Origin of the sequence: Streptomyces eurocidicus (assembly GCF_002891295.1) — a bacterium.
Lineage (GTDB): Bacteria > Actinomycetota > Actinomycetes > Streptomycetales > Streptomycetaceae > Streptomyces > Streptomyces eurocidicus.
This window is the reverse complement of sequence record NZ_LGUI01000010.1, coordinates 329,348-344,961: the sequence shown is the minus strand read 5'-3', so window position 1 is coordinate 344,961 and position 15,614 is coordinate 329,348. Positions and strand designations below refer to the sequence as shown.

Here is a 15,614-nt window from a genome sequence, read left to right as displayed (position 1 = left end):
CGGGCGGCCGGCGCCCCGGGTGACCCGTGCGAGGAAGGACGCCGCGATGGGTGAGAAGGTCGTGGCCGAGCGGTTCGCTCTCCCCGACCGGCAGCGCCACCGGGACAAGCTCCGGCAATGCCTGGACGTGTTGGCGAGGTTGCTGGCGGAGAAGCGGTTCGACCGTCCCCGGAACCTTGTGGGCCTGGAGATCGAGCTGAATCTCGCGGGGCCCGACGGTATGCCGAGCATGGTGAACACCGAAGTGCTGAAACGTATCGCCAGTGGGGATTTCCAGACCGAACTCGGACGTTTCAATCTTGAGGTGAACATTGTTCCGCACCGGCTGTCCGGGCGGGTGCTCGATCAGCTCGCGGAGGAGTTGCGGACGGGGTTGTCCTATGCCGACCGCAAAGCGATGGAAGTGGATTCCGGCATTGTGATGATCGGTATTCTGCCGACCCTCCGGGACGGTCATCTGGTCTCCGCGAACCTCTCCGAGGCCGACCGTTACGCGATGCTCAACGAGCAGGTGCTCGCCGCGCGCGGGGAGCACTTCACCATCGAGATCGAGGGCGTGGAGCGGCTGACCTGCACCGCCGCGTCCATCGCCCCCGAAGCCGCCTGTACCTCCGTGCAGTTGCACCTCCAGGTCACCCCGAGGCGCTTCGCGGCCGTGTGGAACGCCGCGCAGGCCGTCGCGGCCGCGCAGATCGCCGTCGGCGCCAACTCCCCCTTCCTCTTCGGCCGGGAGCTGTGGCGCGAGTCCCGCCCACCGCTGTTCGTCCAGTCCACCGACACCCGTCCGCCCGAGCTCAAGGCGCAGGGCGTCCGCCCGCGCACCTGGTTCGGCGAGCGCTGGATCGATTCGGCCTACGACCTGTTCGAGGAGAACCTCCGCTACTTCCCGCCCCTGCTGCCCCTCTCCGACGGCGAGGACCCGGTGCGGGTGCTGGCCGAGGGCGGGGTGCCCGAGCTCTACGAACTCACCCTGCACAACGGCACGATCTACCGCTGGAACCGGCCGGTCTACGCGGTCGCCGACGGTGTTCCGCACCTGCGGGTGGAGAACCGCGTGCTGCCGGCCGGCCCCACCGTCACCGACGTCATGGCCAACACCGCCTTCTACTACGGGGTGGTCCGGGCGCTCGCGGAGGAGCCCCGGCCGGTCTGGACGCGGATGCCCTTCGGGGTCGCCGCGGACAACTTCGACACCGCGTGCCGCCACGGCATCGACGCCTGGCTGCGCTGGCCGAAGCCCGGCCGGGCCGGCGGGCTGGCCCGGATGCCCGCCGTCCGGCTCGTCCAGGAGGAACTGCTGCCGCTGGCGGCCGCCGGGCTCGACGCGTGGGGGGTGGAACCGGCCGACCGGGACCGCTACCTCGGGGTCGTCGAGGAGCGCTGCCGCCGCAGGGCGAACGGCGCCTCCTGGCAGGTCGACACCTACCACCGCGCGCTGGAACAGGGCCTGGACCGGGACAAGGCGCTGGCCGTGACCACCCGCCGCTACTGCGAGCTGATGCGGACGGGCGAGCCCGTGCACACCTGGCCGCCGGGGATCGCGGACTGACCCGGGCGGGTACGGGGTGCCCTCCGGGCCGGTACGGGTGTCCCGGACGGATGCGGGCGCCTTCCGGACCGAAGGCGGGCCGGTGCCGGACCGTACGGGTGTCTCCCGGACGGACGCGGGCGTCCCCCGGGCCGAAGGTGGGTCGGTGTCGGCCGGTACGGGTGTCCCAGGCGGGCGTGGGCGTTCCCCGGGCCGAAGGCGGGCCGGTGCCCGCCCCGTACGGGGTGCCTCGTACCAATGCGGGCCCCTCCGGGCCGGACGGAGGCACCGGCCGGTACGAGCCGAAGCGGGCCGGCACCGGTACGGGCCGATCTCCACGTCGGCGCCCGGCCGCACCGGTGCCCCCTGCCGCACCGTCGCGTGGCCGTCGGGCAAGCTGTGACGACGGCCCGGCCTCCCGGGCGGGCCGGGGCACGTGGAGCGGAGGCGGTTGTGCGGCGGAACGCGCGGGACGAGGGCGGCATCCTGGCGGAGGCGCCCGCCGGGCCCCTGTCCGGCGAGGTGTCCGGCGAGGCGTCCCGGCGGCGCCTGCTGCGCTCCGAGACCGCGCTCGTCCTGGCGCTGTCGCTGGGCGCCAGCGGGGTCTCGGCGCTGATCAGCTTTGTCGGCGCGCTCACCCGGCCGGGCGGGCTCAAGGACCAGGCCGCGCGGCTCAACGCCTCGCACGCCCCCGGCCGGCCGTGGCTGGACCTCTCCTGGCAGGTCTTCGGCATCGCGACCGCGCTGGTGCCCGTCCTCCTCGTGGCGCACCTGCTGCTGCGGGAGGACCCGGCCCGCGGCGGCCTCCGGACGCTGGGCCTCGACCGGTCGCGCCCCGGGTTCGACCTCACCCGGGGGACGGGTCTCGCGGCGGTGATCGGCGGCACCGGGCTGTTCCTCTACCTCGGGGCGCGCGCGGCCGGCGCCAACCTCACCGTGGTGCCCGAGTCGCTGCCCGACGTCTGGTGGAAGCTGCCGGTGCTGATCGCCTCCGCCGTGCAGAACGCGGTCCTGGAGGAGGTCGTGGTCGTCGGCTATCTGCTGCGCAGGCTCGGGCAGCTGGGCTGGACCCCGGCCGCGGCCCTGGCGGCGAGCGCCGGGCTGCGCGGTTCGTACCACCTGTACCAGGGGGTCGGCGGGTTCGTCGGGAACATGGCGATGGGCGTGGTGTTCGTGCTGCTCTACCGGCGATGGGGGCGGGTCGGACCGCTGGTCGCCGCGCACGCGCTGATCGACATCGTGGCCTTCGTGGGCTACGCCCTGCTCGCGGGCAAGGTGGACTGGCTGCCCACGGCCTGACCCCGGGGCGCGCCCCGGGGCGGGGAACGCCCGGGGCCGCCGGGGGAGTCGTCAGACGAGCAGGTCGCCCTCGACGACGGTGACCGCCCTGCCGGTGAGCAGCGTGCGGTCGCCGCGCAGCGCGGTGCGTACGAGCCCGGTGCGGGCGGACGCCTGGAGCCCCGTCAGGTCGTCGCGGCCCAGGCGGGCGGACCAGAAGGGGGCCAGGGCGGTGTGCGCGCTGCCGGTCACCGGGTCCTCGGCGATCCCGACGTTGGGGAAGAAGCAGCGCGAGAGGTAGTCGTAGCCGCGGCCGGGGTCCTCGGCGGCGGCGGTGGCGATGATGCCCCGCCGCGAGTGCCGGGCGAGCGCCGGGATGTCGGGGTCCAGGGTCCGTACGGTCTTCTCGTCGGCGAGCTCGATCAGCAGGTCGCCGACGTGCGCGCTCGTGCCGTACGCGCCGAGGGGCTCGGTGCCGAGCGCTTCGGCGACCCCGTCGGGGACGGCCGTCGGAATGAGCTCCGAAGTCGGGAAGTCCAGCGTGACGGAGCCGTCCGGGTGGGCGGTCGCGGTGAGGATCCCGCAGCGCGCGGCGAAGCGGACGGTGCCGGTGGCGGTGCCCGTGGTGTGCAGGACGTGCGCGGTGGCGAGCGTGGCGTGGCCGCACATGTCGACCTCGGTGGTCGGGGTGAACCAGCGCAGGGCCCAGTCCGCCTCCCCGCCGGCCGGCAGCCGGTGCGCGAAGGCCGTCTCGGAGAGGTTGAGCTCGGCGGCGATCCGCTGGAGCCGGGCGTCCTCGGGGAAGCCGTCCGTGTCGAGGAGCTGGACCCCGGCCTGATTGCCGGCGAAGGGTCGGTCGGTGAAGGCGTCGACGATTCGAATCCGCATGCCCGGACCGTATCGGAACGGGCAAAGCCGCAGGCCAGAGCCAATCTCCGGAATCTGGCCCGCGAGGCGTTGCCGAACGAGTGTTACCGATATATCGTTGACGTATCGCGACTGATCGAAGGAGTTCTGCGATACCGACCGACGAGGGGAGAGACGTCATGTGGCGTTCACATGGACACGGAGACGAGTACGGGCGGGAGCACCACGGCCGCGGCGGCCGCCGGGGGCCGGGTGAGTTCGAGGGGCGCCGCGCGGCCTTCGGGCCGTTCGGGCCGGGTTTCGGCGGGCCGCCCTTCGGCGGCCCGCGGGGCCGGGGCCGCGGCGGTCCGGGCGGCAGGGCGCGGCGCGGTGACGTCCGCGCGTCGATCCTGGCCCTGCTCAAGGACCGGCCGATGCACGGCTACGAGATGATCCAGGAGATCGCCGAGCGCAGTGCCGGGGCCTGGAAGCCCAGCCCGGGCTCGGTCTACCCCACGCTCCAGATGCTGGAGGACGAGGGCCTGATCGAGAGCGCGAGCGAGGGCGGCAAGAAGCTGTTCACCCTCACGGACGCCGGGCGTGCCGAGGCCGACACCGGCTCCGCCGCCCCCTGGGAGGAGGTCGGCCGGGGGGCCGGCTGGGAAGGCGCCCAGGAGGTCCGGCAGGCCGGTTTCAAGCTGCTCGAGGCGTTCGGCCAGGTCTGGAAGACCGGCAGCGAGGAGCAGCGGCGGAAGGCGCTCGACGTGATCGACGAATCGCGCAGGAAGCTGTATCTGATCCTGGCCGACGAGAGCTGATCCGCGCGAGCCCGGCCCGTCGGCCGGGCCCGCCGGTGCCGCCGCTCCGGAGCGCCGGCACCCCTGACACCCGATCCGCCCTCATCCTCCTCAAGGATGAGGGCGGAGCCGTGCGCGCCCAACCGGCGTCGGATGCGCGAATGCTCCCCGGCGGGGATGACCGGACAGCGCGTGACTGATGGGGTGGGAGGGTGCAAAGCCGTACACGTGACATCGGACCGGCCGGCACCGCCTGTGAGGACCGGCTCAGCGTCGAACTGGCCTCGGTGGTCGCGGGCGCCCGCAGGCGCGCCGTCCGCGACGGCGACCGGCAGATCGACACCGCGCACCTGCTGCACACCCTCCTGGAGGCGGACCCCGAGACGCGCCTGGTCCTCGACGGCGGCACGGGCCGTGTCGTACGGCTGCTGGGCTATCTCGTCCAGCGCGCGATCGGCTACGGGCTGCGCTGGAGCGGCACGGCCGAGGACTCCGGGGCGCTGCCGGCCCGCTCCGACAGCCGGGCGCCCGGCTGGTCGCCGCCCGCCGCGGCCGCGCTGGAGGCGCGGCCGTCCGGGCCCGCGCGCGGGCGCCGACCGGGTGGCGGGCGTGGACCTGCTCGCCGCCCTCGCCCGGGACCGCGACTGCCGGGCCGCCGAGGTGCTGCGCCGGGCCGGGATCGACCCCGGCGCGCTGGTCGCCGGGCTCGACGGCGTCCCCCGGCGGGACCCGGGGTCCGGCGGGGTGCGCCCCGCCGGAGAAATGCCATGAGTGAAAAGGATGACGGTCCTGTCGTCGGCTGACATGATGCTCCGATGCACGCGTCTGAGGTCTCTCGGGGGAGAAGCGCCGGACTGGGCCTGGCCCTGGTGTCCGCGCTGGCGTTCGGCGGGTCGGGTGTCGCGGCCAAGCCGCTGATCCTCGCGGGTCTGGACCCGCTCCACGTCGTCTGGCTCAGGGTGGCCGGGGCGGCCCTGGTCATGCTGCCTGTCGCCTGGCGCCACCGGGCGCTGGTGACCCGGCGCCCCGGGCTCCTCGCGGGCTTCGGCCTGCTGGCCGTCGCGGGCGTGCAGGCGTGCTACTTCGCCGCGATATCCCGCATCCCCGTCGGCGTGGCCCTGCTGGTGGAGTACCTCGCCCCCGCCCTGGTGCTGGGCTGGGTGCGGTTCGTCCAGCGGCGCCCGGTGAGCCGGGCCGCCGCCGTGGGCGTCGTCCTCGCCGTCGGCGGCCTCGCCTGCGTGGTGGAGGTGTGGTCGGGGCTGGGCTTCGACGTCGTCGGCCTCCTGCTGGCCCTCGGCGCCGCCTGCTGCCAGGTGGGCTACTTCGTCCTCGCCGACCACGGCAGCGACGGCGAGGAGCCCGCCGACCCGGTCGGCGTCATCGCCTACGGGCTGCTGCTCGGCGCCCTCGTCCTCACCGCCGTCTCCCGCCCGTGGGGCATGGACTGGTCCGTGCTCGCGGGGGACGCCGGGATGGACGGCACCCGGCTGCCCGCCGCGCTGCTGCTCGGCTGGATCGTGCTGATCGCCACCGTGGCCGCCTACGTCACCGGCGTCCTCTCCGTACGCCGCCTCTCGCCGCAGGTCGCCGGCGTCGTCGCCTGCCTGGAGGCTGTCATCGCGACGGTGCTCGCCTGGGTGCTGCTCGGCGAGACGCTCTCCGCGCCGCAGATCGCCGGTGGCGCGGTGGTGCTGCTGGGCGCCTTCATCGCCCAGTCCTCGACGCCGAAGGCCCCGGCCGAAGGGCCGGTCGGCGGCTCCGGTGCGGGTCCGGCCGGTGGCCCGGCCGCCGGGGCCGGCGAAAGGGAGTTGTCGGCCGGATCACCGCGGACGTAGGCTCCCGATCATGCCGATGACCGTTCTGCCGCCTCCCGCCGCCTAGCGCGGGCGGCCGCTCCCGGAGGACCGGGCCCAGGGTGTCGCCCTGGGCGGATCGCCGCTGCCCGCAAGAGGACACCAGGCCATCCACCCCATGTCTTCCCGCGGGAGAACAGTCATGCCCGAAAACCCTCTCACCTCTGACGCGCCCTCGGCCGCCGCCGGTATACCGGTCGGCCGGGGGCTGCTCTACGTCGCCGTGGCCGCCGCCTCCTGGGGCACCACCGGCGCCACCGCCGACCTGGTCATGGACGGCAGCGGCCTCGGCCCCGTCGCGCTGACCTTCTGGCGCACGGCCGGCGGTCTCCTCCTGCTGCTGGCGGTGGGGATCCCGCTCCGGCGGCGTTCCGCCGGAGCGGCCCGGCGGACCCGGCGGCCCGGCGAGACGCTGCCGCGCAGGGCGGCGCGGACCCTCGTCACCGGACTCGCCCTGACCGTCTTCCAGGTCGCCTACTTCGGGGCCGTGGAGAGCACCGGCATCGCGGTCGGCACCGTGGTCACCCTCGGCGCGGCGCCCGTGCTGGTCGCGATCGGCGGCAGGGTCTTCATGGGCGAGCGGCTGGGCGGCGGCGGTGTGCTGGCGGTGGCCGGCGCCTTCACCGGCCTGGCCGTGCTGATGCTGGGCAACGACGGAACGGGCGCGGTGCGCCCGGTGGGCGTGGCGCTGGCGCTGCTCTCCGCCGCGGGCTACGCGGTCGTCACCCTCTACGCGCGCTCCCTGGAGCACCAGGGCCGGGCGACGGACCCGTTCACCACGACGGTGTCGTCCTTCGTGGTGGGCACGGTGGCCCTGCTGCCGTTCGCGGCCGCCGAGGGGCTGTGGCCGCAGACGCGGGAGCTCGGCCGCACCCTGTGGCTGACGGGGTATCTGGTGACGGTGCCGACCGCGCTGGCCTACGGGCTGTTCTTCGCGGGACTCGTCGTCGTACGGGCCACCACCGTCTCGGTGATCACCCTCCTGGAGCCGGTGACGGCCGCGGCCATCGCGGTGCTCCTGCTCGGCGAGCGGCTCACCGCCGCGACCGCGGCGGGCACCGTCGTCCTGCTCTGCGCGGTGGCGGCCCTGGCCGTCGCCGAGGCGCGCGGCTCGGGGACCCCGGCCGTCGCGGCCGGGGTCGCCGGGGAGCGGTGAGCCGGCCGGGCGGCGCCGCCCGGTGAACGCGCGGGGGCCGGTCACGGAGACCTCCGTGACCGGCCCCCGCGCGGAGGCGCTACGACCGCTGTCCGCCGTCGGCCTTCGGCTTGGGCCTGCTCTGGGTGAGAGCCGCGCCCGCGAGGACGATCGCGGCGCCGACCGGGGTGTTCCAGGAGAGGTCCTCGCCGAGCAGGGCCACTCCGGCCACGGTCGCGACGACCGGGATGAAGTACGTCGTCAGGGTCGCGGTCGTCGGCCCGACCTCGGCGACCAGCCCGTACTGCACGAGGAAGGCGAAGCCGGTGCCGAGCGCGCCCAGGGCGAGGACGGCCAGCAGCGGCACGGCCGGGAAGGACGTCGGCAGCGGGCTGAACAGCGGGGCGACGACGGCGAGCTGGACGGTGCCGACCAGCAGCTGGCTTCCGGACGTCGCCAGGTGGGAGCCGCCGGCCGAGGAGAGGTGGCGCCGGACGTAGACCCAGCCGACCGCGTAGCTGGCCGAGGCGACCAGCGCCATCAGCGTGCCCGCCGGGTCCTGGCCGGAGAAGCCCTGCCAGGCGCCGAGCACCGTGAGGACGCCGAGGAAGCCGATGCCGAGCCCGGCGACGCGGCGCCGGGTCGGCCGGTCGTCCGACAGTGCGACCAGGGAGAGCGCCATGCCCCACAGCGGGGTCGTCGCGTTGCAGATGCCGGCGAGCGTGGAGGAGACACGCAGCTCGGCGTAGGCGAAGAGGGTGAAGGGAAGGGAGTTGAGCAGGAAGGCCGCGACGGCCAGATGGCCCCAGACGCGCGCGCCGGAGGGGAGCCGCTCCCGCTTCACAGCGACCACCGCGAGCAGCACCGCCGTGCCGAACACCATGCGGCCCAGCGAGACGTACAGCGGCGCGAAGCCGTCGGTGCCGAGCTTGATGAAGAGGAAGCTGCACCCCCAGATGAGGGCGAGCGCGCCGAACCGGATCCGCCAGTCGATGCCGGAACCCTGCCGCCGGGCCGGCGGGGGAGTGGGGGCCGGGTCGGCCTGGGGGGATGACGGGGGGCCGGCGGGGGATCTGCGGGCGGCGTGGCTCGTGGTGCTCATGGACACCACAATGACGACTCAAACCCATTAGAACAAGCAAATAATTGTATGGTTAATCGCGTAGCATTGCTTACATGAACCTGGATCGTCTGCGGACCCTCAACGCCGTCGCCCGTCATGGCTCCGTCAGCGCCGCCGCCGACGGGCTCCATGTGACGACCTCCGCCGTCTCCCAGCAGCTCGCCAAGCTGGAGCGGGAGACCGGCCAGCAGCTGCTGGCGAAGCAGGGCCGCGGGGTGCGCCTCACCGACGCCGGGCGGCTGCTCGCCGAGCACGCCTCGCGGATCCTCTCCCAGGTCGAGCTGGCCCAGGCCGACCTGGAGGCGCAGCGCGGCCAGGCCGTCGGCGAGCTGCTGCTCGGCGCCTTCCCCACCGCCGCCCGCGGCCTCTTCCCCGCCGCGCTCGCCGAGCTGCGCACCGCGCACCCGCAGCTGCGCGCCAGGCTGGAGGAGATGGAGCCGGGCGAGGCCGTGCAGCGCGTGGTGCGCGGCGACATCGACCTCGCCGTCGTCCTCGACTGGTACAACAAGCCGCTGCCCGTGCCGGACGGGCTCGCCAAGGCCCCGATCCTCGACGACCCCGCCGATGTGGCGATGCCCGTCGGCCACCCGCTCGCGGACCGCGCGGAGGTGGACCTGGAGGAGTTCGCCGACGACGAGTGGGTCTCCTGGCCCTGCGGCGAGTTCTGCCACGACTGGCTGATGTTCACCTTGCGCGGCAAGGGCATCGAGCCCCGCATCTCCCATATGGCCGAGGAGCACCACACCCAGCTCGCCCTGATCGCCGCCGGGCTCGGCGTCGCCGTCGCGCCCCGGCTGGGCCGGGGTCCGGTGCCGGAAGGGGTACGCGTGGTGCCCGTGCGGCACACGATGCGCCGCCATGTCTACGCGATCTGGCGGGCCGACGCCGACCGCCGCCCGTCGATCCGCGCGGCGGTGGACGTCCTGCGCACGGCGGGCTCCCGGATCTCCGGCGAGCCCGCGGAGGTGTGAGCGGTACGGCTACGGCCGCGGACCGGCCAGCTTGCGGAAGTCCCAGGAGGCGACCGCCTCCGGCGTCAGGCGCAGCCAGGCGTGGCGGCCGTCGTGCGGCAGCGCGGCCGCGCCGAAGTACTTGGCCGCGAACAGCGCCTCCGGGGCGTCGAGCTCCGCACACGGCTCACCCGTGCGCGGGGCCTCGCCGACGGCGACGGCCGTGCCGGACAGCTCCGCGCCGCGCAGCTCCCCGTACTCCCGGCCGTCGTCGACCACCACCGCGATCCGCGCGTCGCCGCGCAGGTCGGCCCAGCGCCGGCTGCGCACGAGGGAGTAGAGCCACAGGGACCGGCCGTCCCAGACGAACCACAGGGCGCCGGCGTGCGGCCGGCCGTCCCGGCCGACCGTCGCCACCCGGCAGGTGCGCCGCTCCGCGAGGAAGGCGTCGAGCTCGGCCGGCGCCAGCATGATCCGGCGGCCCCGCCGCTGGGTGGCGGCCATCTCCGCACCTCCCGGTGATCCAGCTGAATCTGACTGACTGTCAGAAGGATGGGGCCTCTTCCGGCGCCGCGCAATCCCCGCTAGCCTCACGCGGCCGGTCACCGATCCCGCGCCCCGACGAGGGAGCCATGCCCCCGCCCACCGACCCCCTCCCCGCCCCGTCCCCTCCGTCGATCCGCACGCCGAGCCGCCCGATCCCGCCACCACCGTCCTGCTCACCGTCGAGTGCCAGGAGGGCGTCGTCGGCGCCGACAGCGCCCTGCCCGAACTCGCCGCCGCCGCGCGCACCTCCGGGGCCCTGGTCAACGTGGCGCGGCTCGTCGCCGGCGCGCACACCGCCGGGATCCAGGTCGTGCACGCCGTCGCCGAGCGCCGCCCCGACGGCCGCGGCGCCGGCCGCAACGCCCGCCTCTTCCGCGCCGCCGAGCGGCTGCCGGTGCGCCAGCTGGCCGGTACCAAGGCCGTCCGGGTCGCCGAGCCGGTCCCGGTCGCCGACGCCGACCTGGTCGTACGGCGGCTGCACGGCCTCTCGCCGCTCGCCGGCACCGGCCTGGACGGCCTGCTGCGCAACCTCGGCTGCCGCACCCTCGTCGTCACCGGCGTCTCGGCCAACGTGGCCGTCCCCAACGCCGTCTTCGACGCCGTGAACCTCGGCTACACGGCCGTGGTCCCGGCCGACGCCATCGCCGGGGTGCCCGCCGACTACACCGCGGCGATGATCCGCCACACCCTCGCCCTCGTCGCCACCGTCACCACGGCCGAGGCCGTGCTGCGCGGCTGGCGGCGCCCGCGCAGGGCGCCCTGAGCCCGTACCGCCCCACCGCGGGCCGCCGGGCGCGGCCCGGGCCACCCGGACGGCCCCGAGAGCCCCGCCGCGCCCGGTGCCGGGGAGCCCGGCGCACCGCAGTAGCCTGGGGCAATGCTCCCCGAAGTCACCGCCACCCGGTACGTCACGCCCTTGCGTGAGGGTGGCTCGCTCCCCGGCATCGTCGAGGCCGACGATCTCGGCACCTACGTCATGAAGTTCACCGGCGCCGGACAGGGCCGCAAGACCCTCGTCGCCGAGGTCATCTGCGGACAGCTCGGCCGGGCCCTGGGCCTGCGCGTCCCGGACCTCGCCCGGATCCAGCTCGACCCGGTCATCGGCCGGGGCGAGCCGGACCAGGAGGTGCAGGGGCTCCTCAAGGCCAGCGGCGGGCTCAACCTCGCCATGGACTTCCTGCCCGGCGCCCTCGGCTTCGACCCGCTCGCCTTCGAGACCGACGCGGCCGAGGCCGGCCGGGTCGTCTGGTTCGACGCGCTGATCAACAACGTCGACCGCTCCTGGCGCAACCCCAATCTCCTGGTGTGGCACGGACAGCTGTGGCTCATCGACCACGGCGCGACCATGATCTGGCACCACAACTGGCCGGCCGCCGGCGCCGCGGCCGGCAAGGCGTACGACGCCTCCGACCACGTCCTGGCCTCCTTCGCGCCGGACGTCGCCGGTGCGGCCGCCGCCCTGGCCCCGCTGGTCACCGAGGAGCTGCTGACCCGGGTCGCCGCCGACGTGCCCGACGAGTGGCTCGTGGACGAGCCGGGCTTCGACGGCCCGGACGCGCTGCGCCGCGCCTACGTGGAAGTGCTGCTGGAGCGCGCCGCGACCATCGGCGACCGCGTCACCCTCGGCGAACGAAGCAAGGACAAGCCCTCGCAGGCGCCGGAGTGGGTGCGTGTCAGGCTCGACGGAAAGGCCGGCAAGTGACCGGGCGCCACAACGGACGCGACGTCTTCGAATACGCCCTGCTGAGGGTGGTCCCGCGCGTGGAGCGGGGTGAGCAGATCAACGCCGGGGTCGTCGTCTACTGCCAGGCGAAGTCCTACGTCGCCGCCCGCGTCCACCTGGACGAGGCGCGGCTGCTGGCCCTCGACCCGACCGCGGACGTCGCGGGCGTACGGGCCGCGCTGGGCGCCGTGGAAGGCGTCTGCCTCGGCGGGGAGCGGGCCGGGCAGGCGGCCGAGGACGCCCCGGGGCGCCGCTTCCGGTGGCTGATCGCCCCGCGCTCCACGGTCGTCCAGCCGGGTCCGGTGCACACCGGGCTGACCGCGGACCCCGAGAGCGAACCGGAGCGCCTCCTGGATCTGCTGGTGCGGTGAGCGGCGGCGGCCGCGCCGGAGGGCGCGGTCCGAGGCGTTGACAGGGGATGGCGGGGCTTCTAGCGTCTGATCCACTAGCTACTAAGCGGTTGCTCACCTGCTCGGCCGGGGTGCCGCCGCTGGAGCCGAGCCCGACGTCGACGCCGACGTCTCCGAGGTGAGGAGAGCCCCGCATGTCCACCACCCAGCAGCGCGTAGCCGTCGTGACGGGCGCGGCCCGTGGCATCGGCGCCGCGACCGCCGTCCGCCTGGCCGCGGAGGGCCGCGCGGTCGCTGTCCTCGACCTCGACGAGGCGGCCTGCGCGGGCACCGTGGAGAAGATCACGGCGGCGGGTGGCACGGCCCTCGCCGTCGGCTGCGACGTCTCGGACACCGCCCAGGTCGAGGCCGCCGTCGCCCGGATCGCGGCCGAGCTGGGCGCCCCGGTCATCCTCGTCAACAACGCCGGGGTGCTCCGTGACAACCTCCTCTTCAAGATGAGCGACGACGACTGGGACACCGTCCTGAGCGTGCACCTGAGGGGCGCGTTCCTGATGTCGCGGGCCTGCCAGAAGCACATGGTCGACGCGGGCTTCGGCCGGATCGTCAACCTCTCCAGCAGCTCCGCCCTCGGCAACCGGGGCCAGGCCAACTACGCCGCCGCCAAGGCCGGTATGCAGGGCCTCACCAAGACCCTCGCCAAGGAACTCGGCAAGTTCGGCGTCACCGCCAACTCCGTCGCCCCCGGCTTCATCGCCACCGACATGACCGCGGCCACCGCCGCCCGCGTCGGCATGGGCTTCGAGGACTTCAAGACCGCCGCCGCGAGCCAGATCCCGGTCCAGCGGGTCGGCGAGCCCGAGGACATCGCCAACGCGGTGGCCTTCTTCACCGGCGAGCAGGCCGGCTTCGTCTCCGGCCAGGTGCTGTACGTGGCCGGCGGACCGCTCAACTGACGGGGAGGGAAGAAGACGTGACCGCACAGGACAGCGGGAAGGTCGCCCTCGTCACGGGCGCCAGCCGCGGCATCGGATACGGCATCGCCGAGGCGCTCGTCGCCCGCGGCGACCGCGTCGTCATCACCGGACGGGACGAGGACAACCTGAAGCGGGCGGCCGAGGCCCTGTCGGCCGGGCGCCCCGACCGGGTGCTCGCGGTGGCCGGCAAGGCCCATGACGAGGCCCACCAGGCCGCCGTCGTGGAGCGCGCGATGGACGCCTTCGGGCGGATCGACCACCTCGTCAACAACGCCGGGACGAACCCCGTGTTCGGCCCGATCGCCGAGCTCGACCTGTCCGTCGCCCGCAAGGTCTTCGAGACCAATGTGATCTCGGCGCTCAGCTTCGCCCAGCGCACCTGGCGGGCGTGGCAGAAGGAGAACGGCGGGGCGATCGTCAACATCGCGTCCGTCGCGGGGCTCGGCGCGTCGCCGTTCGTCGGCGCGTACGGCATCAGCAAGGCCGCCATGGTCAACCTCTCGCTCCAGCTCGCCCACGAGATGGCCCCGGGCGTCCGCGTCAACTCCATCGCCCCCGCCGTCGTGAAGACGAAGTTCGCCGCGGCCCTCTACGAAGGGCGCGAGGCGGAGGCCGTGGCGTCGTACCCGCTCGGCAGGCTCGGCGTGCCCGAGGACATCGGGGGAGCGGCCGCCTTCCTGCTCTCCGACGCCGCCGCCTGGATCACCGGGCAGACGCTGGTGGTGGACGGGGGGATCCTCCTCAACGCGGGCTTCTGAGACCGTGTGGCGGGCGATGTCAGTGGCCGCCGGTAAGTTCTCCGGTGTTGAACGGAACGAACCCCGGAGGTTGTCGACGTGACCGTGACCGACACGCTGCCCGAGTCCTGGCGCGGAGTCCTCGGCGAGGAGCTGGAGAAGCCCTACTTCAAGGAGCTGACCGACTTCGTCGAGGAGGAGCGGGCGAACGCTCCGGTGTACCCGCCGCGCGGCGAGGTCTTCGCCGCGCTGGAGGCCACGCCCTTCGAGCGGGTGAAGGTCCTCGTCCTCGGGCAGGACCCCTACCACGGTGCGGGCCAGGGACACGGCCTCTCCTTCTCGGTCCGGCCGGGCGTCAAGACCCCGCCCTCCCTGCGCAACATCTACAAGGAGATGCGCGAGGAGCTCGGCTACGACGTCCCGGACAACGGCTTCCTGATGCCGTGGGCCGAGCAGGGCGTCCTGCTGCTCAACGCCGTCCTCACCGTCCGCGGCGGCGAGCCCAACTCCCACAAGGGCAAGGGCTGGGAGAAGTTCACCGACGCGGTCATCCGCGCCGTGGCCTCCCGCCCCGACCCCGCCGTCTTCGTGCTCTGGGGCAACTACGCCCAGAAGAAGCTGCCGCTGATCGACGAGTCGCGCCACGCGGTCGTCAAGGGCGCGCACCCCTCGCCGCTGTCGGCCAAGAAGTTCTTCGGCAGCCGCCCCTTCACCCAGATCGACGAGGCGGTCGCCGCCCAGGGCCACGAGCCGATCGACTGGCGCATCCCGGACCTGGCGGTCTGATCCGGTGCGGGACACCGGCCCGGGCGCGGTGCCCGGGTCAGTGTCCGTACACCTGACCGCAGATGCGGTTGGCGTCGCTGCCCTGCTGCCAGCGGCCGTAGTCGCGGCCCATGGCGCACACATTGCCGCCGCCCGCCGCCGGGGCGGGAGCGGGCGCCTCCTTGCGGGGCTCGGAGGTGTGGGCACTCGCGGGCGGGTCCGAGTGGTGCTGGGGCGCGGGGGTGTCCTGGCGCGGTGCGGACCGGTCCGGGGGCGCCTCCCCGGAGGGGCTCGACGAACCCGGGCCCGAGGGGGACGAGGAGCGCGGGGGGTCGGCGGAACTCCTTACGGGTGAGCGGTCGGCCGGTCCGGAAGAACCGGCCGGTCCGGAAGGCCCCGAGGAACCGGAAGGTCCTGAGGAGCCCGAAGGCCCCGAGGAACCGGAAGAGCCCGATGAGCCCGAGCGGGCCGGGCGGTCCGAGCGGCCGGAGGGGCCCGCGGAGCCGGCGGGGGCGGAGGAGCCGGACGGATCCCCCGGGCCCGTCAGACCCGACGGTCCCGGGGAGCCGGGGGAACCCGGGGGATTCCAGAACCTTTCCAGGTCCATGGGGGCTCCGGGGTGCGAGGGGTCGGAGGGGTTCCAGAAGGCCGGTGCGCCCGGCCCTCCCGGATCCCTGCCGGGCCCGGAGTGTCCGCCGCCCCCGGAGCCGTCCGGCTCCGTCGTGACCAGGGCCTCGCGGGCCGGACCCGGGCCCACGCGGGGGTCGGTGCCCGGCCACCGGGACGAGCCGGCGGGGGAGTGGGAGGCGGTGTGCGGGGATACGGATACGCAGCCTACGGAGGCCATCATGGCGATCACCGTAAGGGCCGCGGCTGCGGGGGTTCGCTGCACTCGCTCAACTCTGCTGCCCGGGGGCGGGGGTTGGGAATGCCCCGCAGGGGTGATGTCCGATCATCGGCCTGCGGGCGGCTTGTTCCCCGCCCCTTCCCGAACCGGGGCTCCGCC

The 15,614-nt window shown here is 74.4% G+C and carries 16 protein-coding genes; 13 read left to right on the top strand and 3 right to left on the bottom strand.

Annotated features, from left to right (window positions below; genetic code table 11):
* Nucleotides 1–46 precede the first annotated feature (46 nt).
* Both AF335_RS27755 and AF335_RS27750 read left to right on the top strand, forming a co-directional pair.
* Complete coding sequence (locus tag AF335_RS27755) at nt 47–1,549, top strand: glutamate-cysteine ligase family protein (protein ID WP_102921164.1); 1,503 nt, start codon at nt 47–49, stop codon at nt 1,547–1,549.
* Nucleotides 1,550–2,014: 465 nt separating this feature from the next.
* On the top strand, nt 2,015–2,827 hold the full coding sequence (locus tag AF335_RS27750) for a CPBP family intramembrane glutamic endopeptidase (protein ID WP_376697877.1): 813 nt from the start codon (nt 2,015–2,017) through the stop codon (nt 2,825–2,827).
* Nucleotides 2,828–2,878: 51 nt separating this feature from the next.
* Here AF335_RS27750 and AF335_RS27745 read toward each other — a convergent pair whose 3' ends face one another.
* On the bottom strand, nt 2,879–3,694 hold the full coding sequence (locus tag AF335_RS27745; protein ID WP_102921163.1) for a PhzF family phenazine biosynthesis protein: 816 nt from the start codon (nt 3,692–3,694) through the stop codon (nt 2,879–2,881).
* 158 nt (nt 3,695–3,852) lie between these two features.
* Here AF335_RS27745 and AF335_RS27740 point away from each other — a divergent pair, with 158 nt between their 5' ends.
* The 4 genes from AF335_RS27740 to AF335_RS27725 all read left to right on the top strand — a co-directional run bounded on the left by AF335_RS27740 (nt 3,853) and on the right by AF335_RS27725 (nt 7,458).
* Complete coding sequence (locus tag AF335_RS27740) at nt 3,853–4,470, top strand: PadR family transcriptional regulator (RefSeq protein WP_102921162.1); 618 nt, start codon at nt 3,853–3,855, stop codon at nt 4,468–4,470.
* Between the two features lie 588 nt (nt 4,471–5,058).
* Complete coding sequence (locus AF335_RS36735; protein ID WP_425329130.1) at nt 5,059–5,220, top strand: Clp protease N-terminal domain-containing protein; 162 nt, start codon at nt 5,059–5,061, stop codon at nt 5,218–5,220.
* A 44-nt stretch (nt 5,221–5,264) separates the two neighbouring features.
* A complete protein-coding gene (locus AF335_RS27730) occupies nt 5,265–6,284 on the top strand; it encodes an EamA family transporter (protein WP_102921161.1) in 1,020 nt (339 codons plus the stop codon).
* Nucleotides 6,285–6,444: 160 nt separating this feature from the next.
* On the top strand, nt 6,445–7,458 hold the full coding sequence (locus AF335_RS27725; RefSeq protein WP_102921160.1) for a DMT family transporter: 1,014 nt from the start codon (nt 6,445–6,447) through the stop codon (nt 7,456–7,458).
* A gap of 79 nt (nt 7,459–7,537) precedes the next feature.
* Here the strand turns inward: AF335_RS27725 and AF335_RS27720 are convergent, their stop codons facing one another.
* The gene (locus tag AF335_RS27720; protein ID WP_102921159.1) at nt 7,538–8,539 is read right to left on the bottom strand and encodes a DMT family transporter; all 1,002 of its coding nucleotides are present in this window, start codon (nt 8,537–8,539) and stop codon (nt 7,538–7,540) included.
* Between the two features lie 74 nt (nt 8,540–8,613).
* Between AF335_RS27720 and AF335_RS27715 the strand changes: the two genes are divergently transcribed.
* Nucleotides 8,614–9,531, top strand: coding sequence for a LysR family transcriptional regulator (locus tag AF335_RS27715; RefSeq protein WP_102921158.1), 918 nt, complete (start codon nt 8,614–8,616; stop codon nt 9,529–9,531).
* A 9-nt stretch (nt 9,532–9,540) separates the two neighbouring features.
* On the opposite strand, the gene AF335_RS27710 is transcribed toward AF335_RS27715, so the two are convergent.
* Entirely contained in the window at nt 9,541–10,014 is a 474-nt protein-coding gene (locus AF335_RS27710; protein ID WP_102921157.1) for a pyridoxamine 5'-phosphate oxidase family protein, read from the bottom strand.
* Nucleotides 10,015–10,225: 211 nt separating this feature from the next.
* Between AF335_RS27710 and AF335_RS27705 the strand changes: the two genes are divergently transcribed.
* The 6 genes from AF335_RS27705 (at nt 10,226) to AF335_RS27680 (ending at nt 14,629) form a co-directional block, all read left to right on the top strand.
* Entirely contained in the window at nt 10,226–10,819 is a 594-nt protein-coding gene (locus AF335_RS27705; RefSeq protein WP_244927187.1) for a cysteine hydrolase family protein, read from the top strand.
* A gap of 114 nt (nt 10,820–10,933) precedes the next feature.
* Nucleotides 10,934–11,758 (top strand): HipA family kinase, encoded by an 825-nt coding sequence (locus AF335_RS27700; RefSeq protein WP_102921155.1) that lies wholly within the window; start codon nt 10,934–10,936, stop codon nt 11,756–11,758.
* Entirely contained in the window at nt 11,755–12,150 is a 396-nt protein-coding gene (locus AF335_RS27695; protein WP_102921154.1) for a DUF3037 domain-containing protein, read from the top strand. The genes AF335_RS27700 and AF335_RS27695 overlap by 4 nt, the downstream gene beginning before the upstream one ends.
* A 173-nt stretch (nt 12,151–12,323) precedes the next feature.
* A complete protein-coding gene (gene fabG / locus AF335_RS27690) occupies nt 12,324–13,085 on the top strand; it encodes a 3-oxoacyl-ACP reductase FabG (RefSeq protein WP_102921153.1) in 762 nt (253 codons plus the stop codon).
* 17 nt (nt 13,086–13,102) lie between these two features.
* On the top strand, nt 13,103–13,864 hold the full coding sequence (locus AF335_RS27685) for an SDR family oxidoreductase (RefSeq protein WP_102921152.1): 762 nt from the start codon (nt 13,103–13,105) through the stop codon (nt 13,862–13,864).
* Nucleotides 13,865–13,942: 78 nt separating this feature from the next.
* The gene (locus AF335_RS27680) at nt 13,943–14,629 is read left to right on the top strand and encodes a uracil-DNA glycosylase (protein ID WP_102921151.1); all 687 of its coding nucleotides are present in this window, start codon (nt 13,943–13,945) and stop codon (nt 14,627–14,629) included.
* The last annotated feature ends 985 nt before the right edge of the window (nt 14,630–15,614 follow it).